The sequence below is a fragment of the Hyphomicrobiales bacterium genome (assembly GCA_016710435.1).
GTDB lineage: Bacteria > Pseudomonadota > Alphaproteobacteria > Rhizobiales > Aestuariivirgaceae > Aestuariivirga.
This window is the reverse complement of sequence record JADJVV010000001.1, coordinates 2,468,319-2,487,646: the sequence shown is the minus strand read 5'-3', so window position 1 is coordinate 2,487,646 and position 19,328 is coordinate 2,468,319. Positions and strand designations below refer to the sequence as shown.

Annotated in this window: 22 protein-coding genes; 11 read left to right on the top strand and 11 right to left on the bottom strand. The window is 62.4% G+C overall.

Features of this window, described 5'->3' with window-relative positions:
* Positions 1–150: 150 nt before the first annotated feature.
* Positions 151–690 (bottom strand): hypothetical protein, encoded by a 540-nt coding sequence (locus IPM06_12025; protein ID MBK8771148.1) that lies wholly within the window; start codon positions 688–690, stop codon positions 151–153.
* Positions 691–941: 251 nt separating this feature from the next.
* Here IPM06_12025 and IPM06_12020 point away from each other — a divergent pair, with 251 nt between their 5' ends.
* A complete protein-coding gene (locus IPM06_12020) occupies positions 942–1,280 on the top strand; it encodes a hypothetical protein (protein MBK8771147.1) in 339 nt (112 codons plus the stop codon).
* 55 nt (positions 1,281–1,335) lie between these two features.
* Here IPM06_12020 and IPM06_12015 read toward each other — a convergent pair whose 3' ends face one another.
* Positions 1,336–2,109 (bottom strand): DUF2189 domain-containing protein, encoded by a 774-nt coding sequence (locus tag IPM06_12015; GenBank protein MBK8771146.1) that lies wholly within the window; start codon positions 2,107–2,109, stop codon positions 1,336–1,338.
* A gap of 60 nt (positions 2,110–2,169) precedes the next feature.
* Positions 2,170–3,096 carry an EamA family transporter gene (locus tag IPM06_12010; GenBank protein ID MBK8771145.1) on the bottom strand — a complete coding sequence of 309 codons (927 nt, stop codon included), beginning with the start codon at positions 3,094–3,096 and terminating at the stop codon, positions 2,170–2,172.
* Positions 3,097–3,219: 123 nt separating this feature from the next.
* Between IPM06_12010 and IPM06_12005 the strand changes: the two genes are divergently transcribed.
* Complete coding sequence (locus tag IPM06_12005) at positions 3,220–4,323, top strand: aminopeptidase P family protein (protein ID MBK8771144.1); 1,104 nt, start codon at positions 3,220–3,222, stop codon at positions 4,321–4,323.
* Here IPM06_12005 and IPM06_12000 read toward each other — a convergent pair.
* From IPM06_12000 to gcvA, 4 genes are read right to left on the bottom strand one after another with little or no spacing between them, the layout of a single operon-like run.
* On the bottom strand, positions 4,320–5,228 hold the full coding sequence (locus IPM06_12000; GenBank protein MBK8771143.1) for a pseudouridine-5'-phosphate glycosidase: 909 nt from the start codon (positions 5,226–5,228) through the stop codon (positions 4,320–4,322). The genes IPM06_12005 and IPM06_12000 overlap by 4 nt on opposite strands.
* 4 nt (positions 5,229–5,232) lie before the next feature.
* Positions 5,233–6,096 (bottom strand): carbohydrate kinase family protein, encoded by an 864-nt coding sequence (locus tag IPM06_11995; protein ID MBK8771142.1) that lies wholly within the window; start codon positions 6,094–6,096, stop codon positions 5,233–5,235.
* A 2-nt stretch (positions 6,097–6,098) separates the two neighbouring features.
* The gene (locus tag IPM06_11990) at positions 6,099–7,664 is read right to left on the bottom strand and encodes a trimethylamine methyltransferase family protein (protein MBK8771141.1); all 1,566 of its coding nucleotides are present in this window, start codon (positions 7,662–7,664) and stop codon (positions 6,099–6,101) included.
* Positions 7,661–8,593 (bottom strand): transcriptional regulator GcvA, encoded by a 933-nt coding sequence (gcvA, locus tag IPM06_11985; GenBank protein ID MBK8771140.1) that lies wholly within the window; start codon positions 8,591–8,593, stop codon positions 7,661–7,663. Before gcvA ends, IPM06_11990 begins: the two co-directional genes overlap by 4 nt.
* 182 nt (positions 8,594–8,775) lie before the next feature.
* Here gcvA and IPM06_11980 point away from each other — a divergent pair, with 182 nt between their 5' ends.
* Genes IPM06_11980 through IPM06_11965 form a run of 4 tightly spaced genes read left to right on the top strand, consistent with a single transcriptional unit; the run spans position 8,776 to position 12,311 of the window.
* A complete protein-coding gene (locus tag IPM06_11980) occupies positions 8,776–10,356 on the top strand; it encodes a trimethylamine methyltransferase family protein (GenBank protein ID MBK8771139.1) in 1,581 nt (526 codons plus the stop codon).
* 1 nt (position 10,357) lies between these two features.
* Positions 10,358–11,020 carry a hypothetical protein gene (locus tag IPM06_11975; GenBank protein ID MBK8771138.1) on the top strand — a complete coding sequence of 221 codons (663 nt, stop codon included), beginning with the start codon at positions 10,358–10,360 and terminating at the stop codon, positions 11,018–11,020.
* Complete coding sequence (locus IPM06_11970) at positions 11,017–11,931, top strand: homocysteine S-methyltransferase family protein (protein ID MBK8771137.1); 915 nt, start codon at positions 11,017–11,019, stop codon at positions 11,929–11,931. The genes IPM06_11975 and IPM06_11970 overlap by 4 nt, the downstream gene beginning before the upstream one ends.
* Positions 11,928–12,311: a GFA family protein gene (locus IPM06_11965; protein ID MBK8771136.1), complete on the top strand. Its 384-nt coding sequence runs from the start codon at positions 11,928–11,930 to the stop codon at positions 12,309–12,311. Before IPM06_11970 ends, IPM06_11965 begins: the two co-directional genes overlap by 4 nt.
* 12 nt (positions 12,312–12,323) lie before the next feature.
* Here the strand turns inward: IPM06_11965 and IPM06_11960 are convergent, their stop codons facing one another.
* Positions 12,324–12,926: a DUF1638 domain-containing protein gene (locus tag IPM06_11960; GenBank protein ID MBK8771135.1), complete on the bottom strand. Its 603-nt coding sequence runs from the start codon at positions 12,924–12,926 to the stop codon at positions 12,324–12,326.
* 283 nt (positions 12,927–13,209) lie between these two features.
* Here IPM06_11960 and IPM06_11955 point away from each other — a divergent pair, with 283 nt between their 5' ends.
* The 3 genes from IPM06_11955 to IPM06_11945 all read left to right on the top strand — a co-directional run bounded on the left by IPM06_11955 (position 13,210) and on the right by IPM06_11945 (position 14,285).
* Entirely contained in the window at positions 13,210–13,383 is a 174-nt protein-coding gene (locus tag IPM06_11955; protein ID MBK8771134.1) for a Flp family type IVb pilin, read from the top strand.
* A 272-nt stretch (positions 13,384–13,655) separates the two neighbouring features.
* Positions 13,656–13,829, top strand: coding sequence for a Flp family type IVb pilin (locus IPM06_11950; GenBank protein MBK8771133.1), 174 nt, complete (start codon positions 13,656–13,658; stop codon positions 13,827–13,829).
* A 294-nt stretch (positions 13,830–14,123) separates the two neighbouring features.
* Positions 14,124–14,285, top strand: coding sequence for a Flp family type IVb pilin (locus IPM06_11945; GenBank protein MBK8771132.1), 162 nt, complete (start codon positions 14,124–14,126; stop codon positions 14,283–14,285).
* A 97-nt stretch (positions 14,286–14,382) separates the two neighbouring features.
* On the opposite strand, the gene IPM06_11940 is transcribed toward IPM06_11945, so the two are convergent.
* Positions 14,383–15,078, bottom strand: coding sequence for a B12-binding domain-containing protein (locus IPM06_11940; GenBank protein ID MBK8771131.1), 696 nt, complete (start codon positions 15,076–15,078; stop codon positions 14,383–14,385).
* A 140-nt stretch (positions 15,079–15,218) separates the two neighbouring features.
* On the opposite strand from IPM06_11940, the gene IPM06_11935 reads away from it, so the two are divergent.
* The gene (locus IPM06_11935; GenBank protein ID MBK8771130.1) at positions 15,219–16,454 is read left to right on the top strand and encodes a cysteine desulfurase-like protein; all 1,236 of its coding nucleotides are present in this window, start codon (positions 15,219–15,221) and stop codon (positions 16,452–16,454) included.
* A 7-nt stretch (positions 16,455–16,461) separates the two neighbouring features.
* The gene (locus IPM06_11930; protein MBK8771129.1) at positions 16,462–17,388 is read left to right on the top strand and encodes a Gfo/Idh/MocA family oxidoreductase; all 927 of its coding nucleotides are present in this window, start codon (positions 16,462–16,464) and stop codon (positions 17,386–17,388) included.
* A gap of 36 nt (positions 17,389–17,424) precedes the next feature.
* Here IPM06_11930 and bmt read toward each other — a convergent pair whose 3' ends face one another.
* Together bmt and IPM06_11920 are read right to left on the bottom strand one after the other, a co-directional pair.
* On the bottom strand, positions 17,425–18,438 hold the full coding sequence (bmt, locus tag IPM06_11925; GenBank protein MBK8771128.1) for a betaine--homocysteine S-methyltransferase: 1,014 nt from the start codon (positions 18,436–18,438) through the stop codon (positions 17,425–17,427).
* 33 nt (positions 18,439–18,471) lie between these two features.
* A complete protein-coding gene (locus IPM06_11920; protein ID MBK8771127.1) occupies positions 18,472–19,311 on the bottom strand; it encodes an MBL fold metallo-hydrolase in 840 nt (279 codons plus the stop codon).
* Positions 19,312–19,328: the final 17 nt, after the last annotated feature.

Below are 19,328 nucleotides of genomic sequence, written 5' to 3'. Positions count from 1 at the left end.
AATGCACTGCGAAACTCCTGACAAATGTCAAAATGCATATACTATGCAAATATATATATTGTCAATTCATATATCGCGCCATTGGCATTGGGAAGCCGTGGGTCCGGCGGCCGACATTTTGCAATGCATACCCAGCAATCCGCCGCCTTCTCATGTCTCCGGCACGAGGCGCATTTTCCAGTCTTTCATTTCACCTGCCAGCGAGGCGAAGAACGAGCGGGCGGGTTTGCCTTTGAGGGTGCAGTCGTAGTTTTCGAAGACCACGTCTGCTTTCACGTTTGGCAGGGTCTTGAGCGTGTCGCAGTCAGGGATGGCGAGATAGATGCCGTCGCCGCGCACATCGGCGAAGAAATAGATGTAGGGGTCCTTGCTCTGCTTGTGATCCTGCGTCTGCACCACGTAGCGCGCCTTGCCCAGGTCGACGAACAGCATTTCCATCACGTCCTTATCCTTGCTGTTGGACATGACGTAATGATTGCCTTCGCCGGTGAAGATCGCGGAGCCGTCCTGCCGTTTCCAGGCATCGTTCTCATAGACTTCGGCGCGGTAGGATTTGGCGAGCGGTGCGAGCGCGGGCGCGCCGTCCCCTTCCGCAAACAACGGCTCCGGCGATTGCAGCACACAGCCCGCCAGCAGCAGCGCAGTGGCAATCACTGCAGCACAGCGTTTCAGAACATTTCCATTCAGCATGATGCGACGACTCCAGCCCATACCCCGCGCGTGAAGGTTAACAGAAAAGCTGATGATGATGCAGGGGGCCCGCGCGTGGCGATGATTGCACGCCTGATCATGCACATTTTGCCGCACCCCCCTCGCTTTGCGGCAGCACTGTGGCGGCGCAGCATTTCCGTCAGACAGTTGTCAGCGTGTGCAGGGCATCTCTCCACCCGCGATGCAAGCAGATGCTGCACCGGCCCTGACAAACACAAGGAAGTTTTTCCATGATCCGTACGCTTATTGCCCTTCCCTTCGCTGCCCTTCTCGCCACGCAGGCCTTTGCCGCGGACGCCACGAAGATCACCAACAACAGCGGCCTGCCGATCGACGAGCTGTTCTCGGCCGCACCCGGCACGAAGGATTGGGGCAAGAACATTCTCGACGGCGTTGCCGAAGGCGCGCTCGACTCTGGCAAGTCTGTTGAAATCGCCGGCCTCGCCGATGGCACCTATGACCTCCGCGTCTCGGCTCCGGATGAGGGCGTGCTGTGCTACATGAGCAGCATCACCGTGAAGGACCACCAGGTTGAGCTGACCGCCGACGACGGCAAGGCCTGCAAGTAATCTCGCCGCCAATGGGGAATCAATCCGCTCCGGCCATCGCGCCGGGGCGGATTTTTTATGCGGGCCGGTCCTCGATGTGGCGCGAGGCCACGTAGAGATGCCAGGTCGCATGGCCGAGCACCGGGAGCACCACGAGAAGCCCGAGGAACATCGGGAGCAGCGCCAGGAAGGTCAGCACCGCAACGATGAGTCCGAACAGGATCATCGGGGCGAAATTCTCGAACACGCTGCGCCAGCTGGTGATGAGCGCTGTGATGAAATCGACGTCCCGGTGCAGCAACATCGGCATGGAGATGACGGTGGAGCAGAACAGCACAAAGGACAGGCCAGCGCCGATCACGGTGCCGAGGGCGAGGAAGGTGAAGCCGCTCTGCCCTGTCAGCGCAACGATGAATCCGTCAAGGCTGGCGAAACCCTTGTAGCCCATGAAGAAAGCGACGAGCAGGCGTACCTGATACATCCAGACCCACAGGATGAAGAGCACAACAAAGGCCATCCAGCCGAACTCGCGGCGGCTCTGGCGGATGGTGACGGTGAGGATTTCGCCCCACCACAATTGCTCGTGGCGGGCGAGCCTGCGGCTGATTTCGTAAAGCCCCGCCGCCACAAATGGGCCGATCAGCGGGAAGCCGATCGCCAGCGGCAGGATCAGCCAGACGCTGCGGTAGTAGGAGAGCAGCAGGTACAGCAGGATGCCGGCACCGGCGTAAATCGCGCCGAAGAACAGGCCAAAAAGCGCAGCGCTGAGAAAATCCCGCCAGCCCTTGTGAAGGGCCGCGAAAACATCTGCGAAGCTGACGGGATGGGAGATTCGGGCGGGTTTCGGCATTGTGCGGCGAGGTTGATGCAACCTGGGATACAAATCAAGACGCAGCGCAACAGCAGACACTCAGTTCTGTTTCGCGCCTGCACGCAAGGCCAGCAGGCCGGCAATGGCAATGAGCCCCATGCCGATGAAAGTGGTGATGCGGGGCACTTCGCCGAAGAACAGGAATCCCCACAGGCTGCCCCAGACCATGCCGAGATATTCAAATGGCGCGACGACGTTGGCGGCGGCCTTGCGATACCCCTGTGCCAGGAAGTTCGACCCGAAGACGGCGATGACGCCGCACAGCGCCATCCAGCCCATGTCGCCGGGTGTCGGCACGGACCAGGCCCGCACGAGGAAATCCAGGCTCGGATGGCCAGGCGGCTTCACCTGGAAGGCCATCATCACGGTGGCGATGATGATCGCACCGAGAAGATAGGCGAAGTTCAGGTAAAACGTCATCACGGTGGTGGGCACGGTGCGGCCATGCTTGCGGGCCAGGATCATGGCGTAGGCGTAGCTCCCGGCACTGATGAACGACAGCAGCGCTGCCGGCTCGAAGATGCCCATGCCGGGCCGGAGGATCACCACCACGCCCACAAGCCCCAGCGCCACCGCACCCCAGGCCGAGGGCGACACGCGTTCGCCCAGCAGCGGGCCGGACATCATGGTCACCAGCAGCGGCACCATGAAATACAGCGCAATCGCCTCCGCCAGCGGCAAGGCCGGGAAGGCCATGAAATAGGAGGTGTAGGAAGTGAGCAGGATGAAGCCGCGGCCAAGGAGGACCGGCCACTGTTTCGTCTCCAGCTGTTGCAGCCCGCCTGCCATGATCACCATGGCCACGATGATCGGGAACGCCACGACGGCGCGAATGGCAATCGCCAGCGTCACGGCATAATCGCCACTGATCGACTTGATCACGGTGTCCTGCAGCGAGAACACGAAGCTGCCAGCCGAAAGCGAGGCGATGCCGACGAGATTGTTGCGAAAGTGGGAGGAGGTCATGGGAAGGTGGCACGGCATATCCTGCGGCGTTGCTTTCGACAATGCCTCCTGAACTCACCTGCCCTGCCGCAATGTCACCGCTCCCATCTCGACGGGCGGGAGGCGCAAGGCTAGAAGGCAGGCATGATTTCGCTCGCTCCCCTGCATGACGTCATGGCCCGCACCGGGCTCGATGCCGTCGCCCTCGTCCCCGGCGCCAACTTCCTGCGCATTTTCGGCAAGGACTTCCATCAAATGGAGCGGCCCCTGGTGGTCGTCGTGCCACGCACGGGCGCTCCCGTCGCCATCGTCCCCAATCTGGAAATGGGATCATTCACGCCGCTGGGCTTTCCCGGCGAGGTGTTCGACTGGCGCGATGAGGAAGGCTACATGGAGGCCTTCCGCAAGGCGGGCACTGCCTTGACCCAGTTGGGCAAGGGTAGCCGCGTCGGCGTCGAGGGACAGCGCATGCGGGTGTTCGATTTCCAGGCGCTGCAGAGCGTGCTGCCACAGGCGCAACTGGTGGACGCCCATGCCGGCATTTCCGCCGTGCGCCTGCACAAGACGCCCGGCGAGATCGATGCGTTGCGCACGGCCATCCGCATGTCCGAAGCTGCACTGGAGGCAACCGTGCTGCAGGTGAAGGTGGGCATGACGGAAAAGCAGGTGGAAGCGATCCTGCTCAGCGAATTGTTCAAGGCGGGATGCGACGGCTTGTCCTTCGATCCGATCGTGGCGGCGGGCGACAACGCCGCACGGCCCCATGCCTCGGCGCGGGCCGACTATGCGATCAAGCCGGGCGATGCCCTGCTGTTTGATTTCGGCGGCCGCTACCATCATTTCAGCGCCGACATCACGCGCACGTTCTTCGTGGGCCACGTCACGGACCATGACCGTGCCTTCTACGACACGGTGCTTGCCGCCAATGCCAAGGGCCGGGACATTTCAAAACCGGGCATGACTGCCTCCGACGTGGATGATGCGGTGTGCACGGTGCTGGAGCGGTCGCAGTTTGCCGCCTTTAAGCGCCACAAGACGGGGCATGGGCTGGGCCTTGATGTCCACGAGGCGCCGCAGATCATGCGCGGCAACGGGCAGAAGCTGGAGCCGGGCATGGTGTTCACCATCGAGCCGGGCCTCTATCGCGACGGCGAGGCGGGTGTGCGCATTGAAGACGATGTGGTCGTGACCGAAGCGGGCATCGAAAGCCTCACCACCTACCCGCGCGACCTGCGCGTGATCGGTTAGGTCCTGGCGTAAGCCACGGCAATTTCCGCTGCCACGCGCGCGTTGTTCATGACGAGCGCGATGTTGGCGCGGAGCGAGCGGCCTTCAGTGATTTCCGTGATGCGCTTCAGCAGGAAGGGCGTCACATGCTTGCCGGCCACGCCTTGCGCCTGCGCCTCCGCCAGCGCGCGGGCGATGTGCGGCATGATTTCCGATGCCGGGATTTCATCAGCGGATGGAATGGGGTTGGCGATGACGATGCCGCCCTTCAAACCGAGACGCCATTTCGCCTGCATCATCGCGGCAACGTCTGCCGGGGTGTCGAGCCGCATGGGAACGCCGAGGCCACTCGCGCGCGAATAGAAGGCGGGGAATTCGTCGGTGCCGAAGCCCACCACCGGCACGCCGTTGGTTTCAAGAATTTCGAGCGTCAGGGGCAAGTCAAGGATCGCCTTCGCACCTGCCGTCACCACGGCCACATCGCTGAGGGCGAATTCGTGGAGGTCGTTTGAGATGTCAAAGGTCGCGTTGGCTTCACGGTGCGCGCCGCCGATGCCGCCCGTGGCAAACACCGCAATGCCGGCCATGGCCGCGAGGCGCATGGTGGATGCAACGGTCGTGGCACCCGTCGCCTTCCGCGCCATCACATAGGGAATGTCGCGGGTGGAAACCTTGGGAATGGACGGGCCAGTGCGCGCGAAGTGCGCCAGTTCATCGCGGGAGAGACCGGCGCGCAGTTCGCCATCGACAATCGCTATTGTTGCCGGAATGGCGCCTGCCTTGCGCACCACGTTTTCGACGCGCTCGGCCATGTCCAGGTTCTGCGGATAGGGCATGCCATGGGCGATGATGGTGGATTCAAGTGCAACCACGGGCGCGCGTTTCACCACGGCCTCACGCACCTCATCGGTCATCCTGACTTTCATTCACCTACTCCAGCGTGGAGGCCGCACCGGCGATCACCTGCCCGGCCAGTCTTTGCCCGCGCGCGGCTGCGGCGGCAAGGGGTTCGCCTCTGAGCAAGCCAAACACCAGTCCGGCCACGGCCGCATCACCCGCGCCGGTCACATCGACAATCTGCTCAGGCGGAACGGCGGCGACATGATCGATCTCGCTGCCATCGGACACGAAGGCGCCCTCTGGACCGGCGTGAATGACGACATTGCGCAGCCCCTTGGCGTGCATGAAAGCGAAAGCCCCCTCAATGTCGCGTGTTCCCGCAACCTGCTCGATCTGGTCGAAATTGGGGGACGCGAGGAAGACAGGGCCTCGTTTCAGAACCTCCATCAGCTTTCTGGATTTCGGAACTGAGACAGGCTCGATGACCAGACGCTCGCCCACAAGCGCCGCGACGGCATTCAGCGTCTCCTGCGGCAGGTTGCAGTCGGCGACGACAAGCGATGCGGATTTGATCACGCCCGCGTGCGCTGCCACGATGGCGGGGACGAATTCCTCCATGGCGCGCATGTCGTTCAGCGCCGTGATCAGCTCACCATCGTGGTCGAGCAGTGCCACATATGATCCGGTGCTGGTGGCGCTGCGCACCACGCGGGACACATCGACGCCTGCCCGCCTCGTCTCTGCCAGCACGGCATCGCCATGGACGTCATTGCCGACAACGGAGATGAGCGCCACGTCTGCGCCCAGCCGCGCCAGGTTGTGGGCTATGTTGCGGCCCACGCCGCCCGCGGAGGTGGAGACGATGCCGGGATTGGAGGTTCCCAGCCGGTTGGGTGCCGTGACCTTGGCCTTGATGTCGATGTTTGCGCCGCCGAGGACGACGATGTCGGGCATACTCAGAAGTCCGTCTTGACGCCGCCCTCCTTCACGCGGCGGTCGACGAACGCGTCGAGTTCGGCGCGAACGGCGGCAGGCATGTCGGGCTGCACGTAATTTTGCAATGCCTGCTTATAAACCTGATTCGCGCGCTTGTAGGCATCGGGGCTGCCAGCGGCGGTCCACTGCTGATAGTTGCGCCAATCAGAAATGATGGGCTGGTAGAAAGCCTCGGAATAGCGGGCCAGCGTGTGCTGCGCGCCGAAGAAGTGCCCGCCCGGGCCCACTTCACGGATCGCATCCAGCGCCAGCGCATCGGGGCTGGTGTCGAGCGGCTTGAGGAAGCTCTTGACCATCTGGATCAGATCACAATCGAGCACGAATTTTTCGAATGAGGCGACGAGTCCGCCTTCCATCCAGCCGGCGCCGTGCATGATGTAGTTGCCACCGCCCATGGTGACGCCCCAGAGGGAGAAGACACTTTCATAGGCGGCCTGTGCGTCCACGGTGTTGGCGGCGCAGGTGTTGGACGTGCGGTAGGGAACGCCGTAGCGGCGGGCCATCTGGCCGCCGAGAATGGTGGACTTCATGTATTCGGGCGTGCCGAAAGCGGGAGCGCCGGATTTCATGTCGACGTTCGACGTGAAGCCGCCGTACACGACCGGTGCGCCCTTCTTCACGAGCTGGCAGAAGGCGAGGCCGGCGAGGGCCTCGGCGTTCTGTTGCGTGACCGCGCCCGCGATGGTGACGGGGGCCATGGCGCCAGCCAGCGTGAAAGGTGTCACGCACACGATCTGGCCGCGCGACGACAGTTCCATCATGCCCATCAGCATGTTGTTGTCGAGTTTCAGCGGCGAGTTTGTATTGACGATCGTCATGAGGCAGGGGCGCTTCTCGAACTCCTCCTCCGTGACGTTGTTGACGATGCGGGCAATCTCGATTGCGTCCAGCACGTTCTGGCGGCCGAGCGAATAGCACTTCAGCGGCTTGTCGATCAGGATGGCCTTGTCACGCAGCGCTTCCAGGTGACGGATCGAGGGGTGCAGGTCGATCGGTTCCACGCTGTAGCCGCTGGAGGCATCGATGCAGTCGAAATACTGCGTGAGCTTCAGGAACTTCTGGAAATCGGCGCGGGTGCCGGGTCGGCGTCCGCCTTCCATGTCATGGCAGTTGGGTGGGCTGCCCACGGCCACGAATGCCATGTAGTCGCCCCCGATGGGAAAGCTCTTGGCCGGGTTGCGGGCGTTGAAGGTGAACTGCGATGGCGCGTGGCTCACCATCTCCTCGACGAAGGCGGGATCGAAGCGCACGCGGTCGCCGGTGATGGTGACGCCACCCGACGCCCTCAGCAGGTCAATCGCCTCAGGGAGCAGAAAGTCCATGCCGATTTCCGAAAGGATCTGCAGCGAGGCGCGGTGGATCGCTTCAACCTGGTCGTCGGATACGATCTTGGTCGGCGGGAAAGGGCGCTTGGCCACGCCCGGCGGCAATTGGGGAATCGTCGTGCCCGCAGGCGCGCGGCGCGCTGTATCGCGGCGGGTGCGGCGGCCGGACTCGATGGGGGCGTCGGAATGAATGTCGGTCATGCGGCTTTGCCTGTGTCCTTGATGGGTTCGAGAGCGGGATCGGCGGCCACCTGTTTCACGAGCCAATCCTCAAACCGCTTGATCTTGGGCTTGTTGCGATGCTCGCTGTGACAGGCGAAGTACCATTGGTTGCGATTGGGCGCGCGCATGGGAAATGGCTGCACGAGACGGCCCAGCTTGATCTCCTCCGAGGCGAAGGGGCCGATGGTCATGGCGACGCCGCGTCCTTCAATCGCAGCTTCCTGCGCGAGGATGTAGCTGTCCACGGAGAGCCGGTTGGCGGGCTTGATACCCTTCACGCCGGCCGCATCCAGCCAAAGCTGCCAATCCTCCTCCGCCGTATAGACATCGATCAGCTTGTGCTTTTTCAGGTCTTCCGGCTTCTTCAGCGGCGTATCGCCCTTCAGCAGCGACGGGGCGCAGACGGGCACGAGATAAGACTTGAACAGCGGCCTGTAGAAATGTCCCGGCGACTTGTTGCGGGCAAGGATGATGCCGAGGTCGACATTGCGGTCATCAAAGTCCCAGTCGAAATAGGAGGTGGAGAGACGCACCTTCATGTCCGGATAGCGGCGCTCGAAATCATGCAGGCGTGGGATGAGCCATTTGAGCGCAACCGTGACATAGACCTGCACGGTCAATTCATTGTCGGTGACGGAGGGGCGGATGGCGCGTGTCTGCGCCTCGATCTGGTCGAAGGCATCGCGGATAGCCGGAAAATAGGCCTGTCCCGCCTGGGTGAGTTCGGCGCGCCGTGCATCGCGGCGGAAAAGCTGGGTGCCGAGACGGTCCTCCAGCAACTTGACCTGATGGCTGACGGCGCTGCGGGTGATGCCCAGTTCATTGGCCGCCATGCGGAAAGACCCAAGCCGGGCAGCGGCCTCGAATGCAGTCAGGGCACGAAGTGGCGGAAGGTCACGTCTGGGCAAGATGGCTCACCATGGTCTGGAAGTTGCACACACTAGCAGCCTGTTTTCACAGGCGTTAGGGGACAGATGCCTCCGAATGCCCGATCCAGCGTGAATTATCCTCACCAGCCCCTGCGCCAAAAGCGGCCTTCCGGCAAACCGGGATTGCGGGCATCTTCCGGCCATCACAGAGAGAGACGACCATGAGCACAGTCGAAGACCTGAGCCGCCGCCGTGGAGGCCGTGACGCCCGCCGCGCGCTCCGTTCCCGCGCCATTCCGATGGATGAGGCGGCCGTTCGCCCCGGCATGACGGGTGGGCAATACAAGCCGCTGAAGGACAGCGACCTGCCCCGCATTCATGAAGCGGCCCTGACGCTTCTCGAAACCGTGGGCCTTGGCAGCGCCATTCCCTCTTGCGTGGAGGCCATGTCGGCTTACGGCTGCTGGGTGAACGACAAGGGGCGGTTGTGCATTCCGCGCGCACTTGTGGACGACACCATCGCCAAGGCGGCGCGCAATTTCATCTTGCCGGCGCGCAATCCGCTGCACGACATGGAACCCTCAGGCAAGCGGGTGTACTTCGGCACTGCGGGTGCAGCCGTCCACATCGTTGAGCCTTCCACCAAGGAATACCGTGAGTCGCTGCTGGTCGATCTCTATGACGCGGCTCGCATCGTGGATACCTGCGAACACATCCATTTCTTCCAGCGCCCGCTGACGGCACGTGACATGATCACGGGCCACGACCTCGACATCAACACCATGTATGCCTGCCTTGCGGGCACGCAGAAGCATGTGGGCACCTCGATGGTCGATCCGGATCATGTGACGGAATGCCTGGAGATCCTCCATGTGCTTGCAGGTGGCGAGGACAAGTGGCGGGCGCGGCCCTTCGTGTCGCAATCCAACTGCTTCGTGGTGCCGCCCCTGAAATTCGCGGAAGATGCCTGCCGCTGCCTGGAGACGGCGGCGCGGGGCGGCATGCCGGTGTTGCTGCTGTCGGCGGCACAGGCGGGTGCAACGTCGCCCGCTGCCCTGGCCGGGACAGTGGTACAGGCCGTGGCGGAGTGCCTTGCCGGTCTCGTCTACATCAACTGCATCGTGCCGGGTGCGCTGGCGATCTGGGGCCCCTGGCCATTCGTGTCGGACCTCCGTACCGGTGCCATGTCGGGCGGCTCGGGCGAGCAGGCGCTCATCACCTCGGGCTGCGCGCAGATGGGCCATTACTATGATCTCACCGTCGGCTCGGCCGCAGGCATGTGCGATTCCAAGATGCCGGACATGCAGGCAGGCTATGAAAAGGGCGTGACCGCCGGCATCTCGGCCATGACGGGTATCAACATGCTCTACGAGTCCGCCGGCATGCATGCCTCGCTGCTCGGCTTCTGTCTCGAAAGCCTGCTGATCGACAACGACATGCTCGGCTCGATCAACCGCAATGTGCGAGGCATCGAGGTGACGGACGAGTCGCTTTCGATCGACGTGATCGCGGATACCTGCCTCAACGGGCCGGGGCATTACCTCGGAAGCGAGCAGACGCTGACGCTCATGCAGAAGGATTATGTCTATCCCGCCATCGGTAACCGCATGAGCCCCAAGGAATGGGCCGAGGCGGGCAAGCCGGATATCGTCGAGCGGGCAGCGGCGCGGAAGCGCGAAATCCTCTCGACCTATTATCCGGACTACATCCCCTCTGACATCGACCAGATCATCCGCGCAAAGCATGATATCAAGCTGCCGCGCCAGGTGATGGAACCGGGCGATCCACGCTGGGCAAGATGACATGGACCATCCGATCCTGACTCGCATCCGGCGCGAGGGCTTTGCCGTCCTCGGCTGGTTTGCACCGCGAGCGGATGACACGGTGCCCGAGGGCACGGCCTTCATGGTGCTGATTGGCAATGCCGGGCCGGACATGTTCCGCCGCTTTGCCCGCGAGCGCGATCCACACCGCGACCTGATGGACGACTGGACGCGGGACACCGTGGATGTGCTGGCGCGCGATCTGCACGCGCGAGCGCTCTACCCTTTCGACACACCTCCCCTGCCGTTCCTCACCTGGGCGCGGCGGGCGGGCGCGGGGCATGTGTCGCCCCTCGGCCTCAACATCCATGCCGACTATGGGCTGTGGCATGCCTATCGGGCCGCCTTGCTGTTTCCGGTGGCGTTTGACCTTCCCGCTCACCGGAGCGGCCCTCACCCGTGCGAGACATGCATGGACAAGCCCTGTCTCGGTGCCTGCCCCGTGCAGGCGTTCGATGGCAGATCCTATGACGTGGCGGCGTGCGGGCGGCATGTCCTTTCACCCGCCGGAGAGGATTGCCTGACGATGGGCTGCCATGCACGCCGGGCCTGCCCCATCGGCACCGCCTTCGCCTATGCTCCGGCCCAGATGCAATTCCACATGCGGGCCTTTGCCGAGGCGCGCAAGAAAGACAGGCAATGAGCTACGACATCATCCGGCAGAAGCTGGCACGGGGTGAAACCATCATTCTCGACGGTGGCACGGGCACGGATATCCAGCGGAGGGGTGCCGCCATGAGCGGCGACACCTGGTGCGCCGATGCCAACCTCACCAGCCCCGGAATCGTGCGCGAGGTCCACCGGGACTATGTGGCGTGCGGAGCCGACATCATCACGGCCAACACCTTCGCGACAAGCCCCCTGCTCTTCAGCCATATCGGCCGTGCGGCCGATGTGAACCGGATCGATGCCGTCGCCGTGGAGCTGGCACGAGAGGCTGCGGCGGGCACGCGCGTATGCGTGGCTGGCTCCATGTCGACAATGCGCCCCATGCAAACGGGATCAGACCGCAACAATCTCGCGCATGAGTGGCCGGAAGCCGAGGCGCGGCGCCTATTTCAGATGAAGGCCGATGGATTGAAGCGCGCCGGTGTCGATCTCATCATGATGGAGATGATGCGGGACACCGACTACGCCGTATGGGCGAGCGAGGCCGCCATGGCCACAGGTCTGCCCGTATGGATTGGCATGTCGGCTGAAAAGGCGGAGGGCGGCGGCCTGCAGGGCTGGGGCCGCGCCGACAGCACATTCGACGACATCACCGCGCGCCTGGCAGCGCTCAAGCCTGACGTCATGAGCATCATGCACACCTCGCCGAACGACACGGGCGAAGCCATTCGCATCCTGCGAAAATATTGGACGGGACCGATCGCCACCTATCCTGAATGCGGCTATTTCAAATCGCCCGATTGGGAATTTGTCGACGTGATCGCGCCCGCCGACCTCGTGACGGCCTCGCGCGGCTGGCAAGCCGATGGTGCAACGATCTTCGGTGGCTGCTGCGGTATCGGGCCGGAACACATCTCGCACCTCAACAAGGAATTGCGCACATGATCACAGGATCCTGCCTTTGCGGCGGCGTGGCCTTCGAGATTGCGGGGCCTCTGCGTCCCGTCATCGCCTGCCACTGTTCCCAGTGCCGCAAGCAATCTGGCCATTACGCCGCCTTCACCTCGTGCAAGGAAGCGGAACTGCATTTCAGCAAGCGGGATACGCTGGCGTGGTACAGGGCCAGCGACAAGGCCGGGCGCGGCTTCTGCAAGACCTGCGGATCGCTGCTGTTCTGGAAGGGCGATGCCAGTCCCACCATCTCCGTGGCTGCGGGTTCGCTCAACGGCAAGACCGGCCTCAAGACCGAGGGACACATCTATTGCGCCGACAAGGGCGACTACTATGCCATCTGTGACGGCGAGTATCAGACGGCCCAGTGGTGAGCGGTGGCAGGATCAGGCTCGCTTCGCCATCTCTGATTCAAGTTCACCGTAGCCGGTGAAGCGGTACTCATAGCCCAGTCCCAAGCGGACTGCGGCCGCCTTGGCTTTTTCCTCCAGCGCGGCGTCCTTCGTCTGGGCGAGATACACGATCTTGGTGTAGTTCCCGAAGTAGAGCGGCAAGAGATCCGGGTGACGGTCCATGCCCAGGCCCTGCCACACCAGCTTCTCGAAATGCCGGGCCAGGTAGTCGGTCAGGAAAAAAGCGCTGATGTCATCGTCGGCCGTCTGGGCGAAACGGTCGTTGCCGCTGAAGAAGGCGTAGCAATGGGGACCGCCGATGCGCTCCACCTTCTCCTCCGCCAGCATGGCGTCGAGCAGGCCGCCGGTGCCGCAGTCTCCATAGAGTACGTAAAGCTGCTCATATTGCGGCCGGTTCGCCCTGATCTTTTCCCGCAGGGCCGGCACGATGAGTTCGGGCGTGTTGTGCCACTTGGCGGGCAGGCACTGGATGTCGAAGGCCTGCCAGTTGTTGGCCTCCACCAGATCGACGATCTCGCGGCCCAACGCCCCGCACGCCAGCAGCAGGACGCGGGCGCGCCCCGTGGTGCGCTGCATTTCATCCGATGGCGCAAGGTCAACGGGAGTCCGGACCGTCATTCGATTTTCCTTCTGCCCCTCTTCAGTGGAGCGCAGCAGCACCGTGAACGCTTTGCCAGGTGCGCCGCATTAGGCCCACTTTAACCACAACATCCAACCTGTCCAAAATTTCATGTTGTGCCTGCAATGCTGCAGATTTGATTCAGTTCTCATTAAAGCGGGACTTATAGGTTGTGCCCATGTTCACGCGGCAATCGGCAAGATGCCTGGAGCTGGTCGTGAATGGTGCAGTAAGTACATGTTGGAGTTTCAAATGAAGAAGTTTTTCCAGAACGAATCCGGTGCCACCGCCATCGAATACGGCCTGATCGCCGCTGCCATGGGCCTCGCCCTCGTCACCGTCATGCCGACGCTGGCTTCCGCGATCACGGGTTCGTTCTCGTCGCTCGCCGGCCACATCTCGTCTGGCACGTAATATCTCCGGTGCGGGGCGGCTTTGGCCGTCTGCACCGCCCGAACGGAAAGCGCCGCTTCATGCGGCGCTTTTTTTATGGGCGGAGCACAGACGGGATTAACCCCGCATTCACCACGTTCTCGCTCCTGTCCGTAATTTCATGAACTGGTTTTAATGTTGGGTACGGAATTCAGGTCTCGTTAAAAGCTCAGGCATATCTTGTGCCCATATTCACGAGGCAAGACGCAAGTCGCAGACTGCAGATCGTGGATAGGTGCAGTCAGTAAAATCAGTTGGAGTTTCACATGAAGAAGTTTTTCCAGAACGAATCCGGCGCAACCGCCATCGAATACGGCCTGATCGCCGCTGCCATGGGCCTCGCCCTCGTCACCGTCATGCCGACGCTGGCCTCCGCGATCACGGGTTCGTTCTCGTCGCTCGCCGGCCACATCTCGTCTGGTACGTAATACAGGTCCGGAACATCAGGCTCCGGCCTGATGGTCCCTCCAACAGAAAAGCGCCCCGCCAGGGGCGCTTTTTTGCGTTTGGGACAGGCTGCGCTGCCTGACGATTTTTAACCTGCAATTCACCACAACCCGATGTGACCGGCGATTTTCATGAACTCCATTTAATGTTCGGGTTTGTCTTCAGTCCTCGTTAAATGCTCAACTGTAGTTTCACTCCATATTCACGAGGCAACCAGCATCAGCTGAACGGCGATCGTGGATAGGTGCAGTCAGTTAGTGAGTTGGAGTTTTCACATGAAGAAGTTTTTCCAGAACGAATCCGGCGCGACCGCCATCGAATACGGCCTGATCGCTGCCGCCATGGGCCTCGCCCTCGTCACCGTCATGCCGACCCTGGCTTCCGCGATCACGAGCTCGTTCTCGTCCATCGCCGGCCACATCTCGTCTGGCACGTAATATCTCCGGTGCGGGCGGCTTTGGCCGCCCCCACCTCCCAAACGAAAAGCGCCGCTTCATGCGGCGCTTTTTTTGTTCCGGAAATTGAAGCCTGGGCTCAGGCGAGCTGGTTGTGCTTGCGGGCCATGAAGCTCTTGGCGGTTTCCACAGCCACGGCCGCATCGCGGCAGTAGGCATCGGCGCCAATGGCCTTGGCGAAATCCTCGTTCAGCGGCGCGCCACCGACGAGCACGGTGTATTCGTCGCGGATGCCCTTTTCCTTCATGGTATCGATAACGACCTTCATGTAGGGCATCGTGGTCGTGAGAAGCGCCGACATGCCGAGAATGTCCGGCTTGTGCTCTTCCATGGCGGCCAGGTACTTCTCGACCGGGTTGTTGATGCCGAGGTCGATGACTTCGAAGCCCGCACCCTCCATCATCATGCCGACGAGGTTCTTGCCGATGTCGTGGATGTCGCCCTTCACGGTGCCGATGACCATCTTGCCAAGGCGCGGGGCGCCCGTGGCAATGAGGAGCGGACGGAGGATGAACATGCCAGCCTTCATGGAATTGGCGGCGAGGAGCACTTCCGGCACGAAGAGGATGCCATCACGGAAATCGACACCGACGATGCGCATGCCTTCCACGAGGGCCTCGGTCAGCACCTTGTAGGGCACCCAGCCGCGACCGAGCAGGATGTTGACGCCCGCCACGACCTCTTCCTTCAGGCCATCGTACAGATCATCATGGATCTGCTGGACGAGCTCTTCATCATTGAGGGTGTTCAGGTCAAGATCACCAGCGTCGCTCATCGGGGTCTCCACATCAGACGGTTGTCCTCCAGACTAACGGCTTGGCCATGCGGCGCGCCGTCCCGGGACGACCTCCACTTGCCGGAAAGCGACGGAGGTGGCAAGGGCAGTTCATCTCACCGGCAACGCAAACGAGTCACATGACCAGCATCTTTCCGATCGATTCCGTCCGCCAGCAATTCCCTGCCCTCGCCCTAGGCGATCACGGAAAAGCCCGGTGTTATTTCGATAATCCCGCAGGCACGCAGGTGCCGCAGCGGGTGATCGACCGCACCGTGGAAGCGTTGCTTGAGAAAAACGCCAATCTCGGTGGATTTTTTTGCACGACCCGGGCGGCAGGCGAACTGGTGGATTCCGCCCACGCCGCGGTCGCCGCACTCTACGGGGCATCGGCCGACGAAATCGTGTTCGGGCAGAACATGACCACGCTGACCCTGCACATGTCGCGCTGCCTGGGGCGTTCGTTCAAGGCGGGCGACGAGATCGTGCTGTCGCGGATGGACCACGACGCCAACGTGGCGCCCTGGCTGCTGCTGGCCGAAGACAAGGGCCTGGTGGTCCGCTGGATGGATTTCGATCCGGACACCTTCGAGTTCCCCGATGATGCGTTGAGCAAGGTCCTCTCGCCCCGCACCCGCCTGGTGGCATTGGGCTATGCCTCAAACTGCACCGGCACCATCAACGACGTGAAGCGGTTCTGCGCCGAGGCGCGCGCGGCTGGCGCGCTCTCGTATGTGGATGCCGTGCAGTTCGCACCCCATGGCCTCATCGACGTCATGGACCTGGGTTGCGATTTCCTCGTTTCCTCCGCCTACAAGTGGTTCGGTCCGCACATGGGCATCCTGTGGGGCCTCCGCGAGCGCCTGCAGCAGACGTTCGGCTACAAGGTGCGGCCCGCCGGCGAAGACCTTCCGCACAAGTTCGAAACGGGCACGCTCTCCCACGAGGGCATGGCAGGTTGTCTCGGGGCGGTGGAATATCTGGCCTCGCTCGGCACCGGCGCCTCGCAACGTGAACGACTGGTTTCCGCCTGGCGTACCATGGAGGCTTACGAGCAATCCCTCACGCAGCGGCTGATCGATGGCATCGTTCCGCTCCGTGGCCTCAAGGTGCGGGGCATCACCTCCGCCAATGCCGTGCACCGCCGTGTGCCCACGGTGTCATTCACAGTTGACGGGATGGACCCCGCAAAGCTCGCAAAGCATTTCGCCGACTTGAACACCTTCGTGTGGTCTGGTCACAACTACGCCATCGAGCCCTGCGCCCGCATGGGCCTGATGGACAAGGGCGGCGTGCTCCGCGCCGGCCTTGCGCACTACAACACGGCCGCGGAAGTGGACCACTTCATCGCCAACCTTTCGACCGCACTGAGCTGAGGACATCATGGCCTACAAGATCGCCGTCGCCGGCATCGGCAAGATCGCCCGCGACCAGCACATTCCCTGCATCGGCAAGAACCGGAATTTCAAGCTGGTGGCGGGCGTCAGCCGCCATGGCAAGATTGATGGCGTGCCTTGTTTTGAAAGCATCGCCGATCTCCGCAAGAGCGGAGTCGCGGTGGATTGCATCGCGCTCTGCACGCCGCCTTCGGTGCGGCTTGCCATGGCGCGCGAGGCGCTGGATGCAGGCTGGCATGTGCTCATCGAAAAGCCGCCGACGCCGACCGTAGGTGAACTGCTGGCCATGGAAGCCTATGCGAAGAAGAAGCGGCGGGTGCTCTATGCGACCTGGCATTCGCGTTACAACGCGTCCGTCGATGAGGCGAAGAAGCGCCTCAAGGGCAAGCAGGTCACGCATCTCCGCGTCACATGGAAAGAGGACGTGAACAAGTGGCATCCAGGACAGGCGTGGATCTGGCAGCCCGGCGGTTTCGGCGTGCTGGATCCGGGCATCAATGCGCTGTCGATCGTCACCAAGATCATGCCGGAACCCATCTTCGTCGAGAGCGCCACGATCGAGGTGCCTGCGAATGCGGCGACACCCATTGCGGCCGACATCCGATTCAAGCGCGGTGACGGCACGCCCGCCGACATGACAGCGGCAATGGACTGGCGGCAGACGACGGGCGAGACATGGGAAATCGAAGTCGGCACGGCCGATGGCGTGCGGCTGCACCTCAAGAAGGGTGGTTCTGTTCTGGACGTGAACGGCAAGACCGTTCGCGAGGCGGAACTCCACGAATACGAGGACATCTACGCCAAGTTCGCGCGCCTGCTCAAAGCAAAGAAAAGCGACGTTGACGCCTCGCCCCTGCAACTGATTTCCGATTGCTTCATGCTGGGCAAGCCGGTGGTGGTTGCGGCGGTCTAGGCGGCAGCTTCAACCACTCGCAGCAATCGCCTGGGATCAGCTCCTGCGGCGCTCGCGGCGGGCGGCGCCATCGGCGGCCTTGTCGACGCCCTTGGCGAGTTCCGAGACGGGGCCGAGTTTCGTTTCGATCAGTTCCAGCGTTGGCCGGACACCCTTGTGGTGTCCTTCGAGGGCCTTGCGCATGGAGGCGAGATGCTCGGGGGAGGTGCCGCAGCAGCCGCCGATGATCCGGGCTCCTGCATCCAGCGCGATGCGGGCGTAGTCGGCCATCAGCTCCGGCGTGCCGGTATAGTGGATGGCGCCGTTCACATACTGCGGGATGCCGCAGTTGCCCTTGGCGACCACGGCGGCATCGGGCCGCGCTTCAGTGATGCCCATGACAGTGGCTACCAGTTCTGATGCTCCAACGCCGCAGTTGGCGCCGATGGCGCAGGGTTGGTGCGGCAGGGCCGCTGTAAGCGCACCGAAGGCCTTGGGCGTGATCCCCATCATGGTGCGGCCGTTGGTGTCGAAGCTCATGGTGGTGACGATGGGCAGGCCTGCCTCGGCCGCGCCATCCACCGCCGCGCGGAGTTCTTCCTCCGACGACATGGTCTCGATCCACAGCACATCAACGCCGCCGTCCTTCAGCGCCATTGCCTGTTCGGCGAAGGCTGCAACGCCCTCTTCATAGGGCAGCATGCCCACCGGCATGAAGATTTCGCCCGTGGGACCGATGGAACCGGCGACATAGACATCGCGGTCCACGGCGTCGGCCTCGGCGCGTGCGTTCCGGGCGGCGGCGACATTCACCTCATGCACCTTGTCCTGCGCATTGTGCAGCTTGAGGCGATGACGGTTGCCGCCGAACGTGTTGGTGAGGATGATGTCCGCACCCGCTTCGATAAAGCGGCGGTGCAGGTCGCGGACTTTTTCCGGATGCTCGAAGTTCCACATCTCGGGCGCATCGCCGGAGACGAGGCCCATCTGGAAATAGTTCGTGCCGGTCGCACCGTCGGCCAGCAACCAGGGACGGGTGGCCAGTGCTTCGGTGAATGACTGTTTCGGCATGGGCGACCTCGCGAAAATCATATAAAGAATTCTTTATATAGATTTGCGACCCTTCTGCCAAGCCTCATATGCATGCGGGCCGATCAGAAGATACATGCGCTCATTGACTTCGGCACGGCTGGGCATCTCGCCCGATTTCTTGAGTCTATTCAGTACATTTAGCAGGGCTTCTGCATCCGATCTGTCAAGCTCCGGAGCGGTGTGCTTGCCAGCTGCATCCGGCTGGCCATGAGCACCGAAGATACGCGCACCGTCCCGGAGTTTCGGAAGGAGGGCCTCGCAGGACCGGGCGTAGTCGGCGAGGTTGGAGCCCGGCACCTGCGCATAGAGCGCGCCGAGATAGAGCAAGTCGGCAGCGAGGAGGATGCCGTGCCCTTCATCCCACAGCGCCACATGGTCCGGCGAGTGGCCCGGCGTGGCGATGATTTCCAGACTCCGCCCGCCGAGCTCAATGCGATGGCCGGGCTTCCACCACTTGCTCACGCGTACCGGCGTCCATTTCATTCCCTCGTAGTGGCCGAGGTAGAGGTTGCCGGGTTCCTGCAGCATCCCATTCTTCTCGAAGGCGCGCAGCAAAGGAAGGTCTGCAATGGCGATGTCTTCGAAGCGATCGAGGTTGCCGGTGTGATCGAAGTGCATGTGCGAAGGCATGGCCGTCACGGGCAATGTTGTGAGCCCCCGCACCACGACGGAAATATCCCGCACACCCGGCCCCGTATCGAAAAGCAGCGCCTGCGTCGTTCCCGTGATCAGATAGTTCCAGTTGATCTGGTGGAAGCGCGGTTCGCCGATAGCATGCACGCCGGGTGCCACTTCGCACACGGCAAACCAGTCGTCGAACCAGCTTACGCCATCAGCCAGCATGTTGGGCATCGTTGCACTCCCGATTG

Coding starts and splice junctions, on each gene's coding strand:
- IPM06_12025 (MBK8771148.1), bottom strand. CDS start 690: ATGCTGAATGGAAATGTTCTGAAACGCTGTGCTGCAGTGATTGCCACT.
- IPM06_12020 (MBK8771147.1), top strand. CDS start 942: ATGATCCGTACGCTTATTGCCCTTCCCTTCGCTGCCCTTCTCGCCACG.
- IPM06_12015 (MBK8771146.1), bottom strand. CDS start 2,109: ATGCCGAAACCCGCCCGAATCTCCCATCCCGTCAGCTTCGCAGATGTT.
- IPM06_12010 (MBK8771145.1), bottom strand. CDS start 3,096: ATGACCTCCTCCCACTTTCGCAACAATCTCGTCGGCATCGCCTCGCTT.
- IPM06_12005 (MBK8771144.1), top strand. CDS start 3,220: ATGATTTCGCTCGCTCCCCTGCATGACGTCATGGCCCGCACCGGGCTC.
- IPM06_12000 (MBK8771143.1), bottom strand. CDS start 5,228: ATGAAAGTCAGGATGACCGATGAGGTGCGTGAGGCCGTGGTGAAACGC.
- IPM06_11995 (MBK8771142.1), bottom strand. CDS start 6,096: ATGCCCGACATCGTCGTCCTCGGCGGCGCAAACATCGACATCAAGGCC.
- IPM06_11990 (MBK8771141.1), bottom strand. CDS start 7,664: ATGACCGACATTCATTCCGACGCCCCCATCGAGTCCGGCCGCCGCACC.
- IPM06_11980 (MBK8771139.1), top strand. CDS start 8,776: ATGAGCACAGTCGAAGACCTGAGCCGCCGCCGTGGAGGCCGTGACGCC.
- IPM06_11975 (MBK8771138.1), top strand. CDS start 10,358: ATGGACCATCCGATCCTGACTCGCATCCGGCGCGAGGGCTTTGCCGTC.
- IPM06_11970 (MBK8771137.1), top strand. CDS start 11,017: ATGAGCTACGACATCATCCGGCAGAAGCTGGCACGGGGTGAAACCATC.
- IPM06_11965 (MBK8771136.1), top strand. CDS start 11,928: ATGATCACAGGATCCTGCCTTTGCGGCGGCGTGGCCTTCGAGATTGCG.
- IPM06_11960 (MBK8771135.1), bottom strand. CDS start 12,926: ATGCAGCGCACCACGGGGCGCGCCCGCGTCCTGCTGCTGGCGTGCGGG.
- IPM06_11945 (MBK8771132.1), top strand. CDS start 14,124: ATGAAGAAGTTTTTCCAGAACGAATCCGGCGCGACCGCCATCGAATAC.
- IPM06_11940 (MBK8771131.1), bottom strand. CDS start 15,078: ATGAGCGACGCTGGTGATCTTGACCTGAACACCCTCAATGATGAAGAG.
- IPM06_11935 (MBK8771130.1), top strand. CDS start 15,219: ATGACCAGCATCTTTCCGATCGATTCCGTCCGCCAGCAATTCCCTGCC.
- IPM06_11930 (MBK8771129.1), top strand. CDS start 16,462: ATGGCCTACAAGATCGCCGTCGCCGGCATCGGCAAGATCGCCCGCGAC.
- bmt (MBK8771128.1), bottom strand. CDS start 18,438: ATGCCGAAACAGTCATTCACCGAAGCACTGGCCACCCGTCCCTGGTTG.
- IPM06_11920 (MBK8771127.1), bottom strand. CDS start 19,311: ATGCCCAACATGCTGGCTGATGGCGTAAGCTGGTTCGACGACTGGTTT.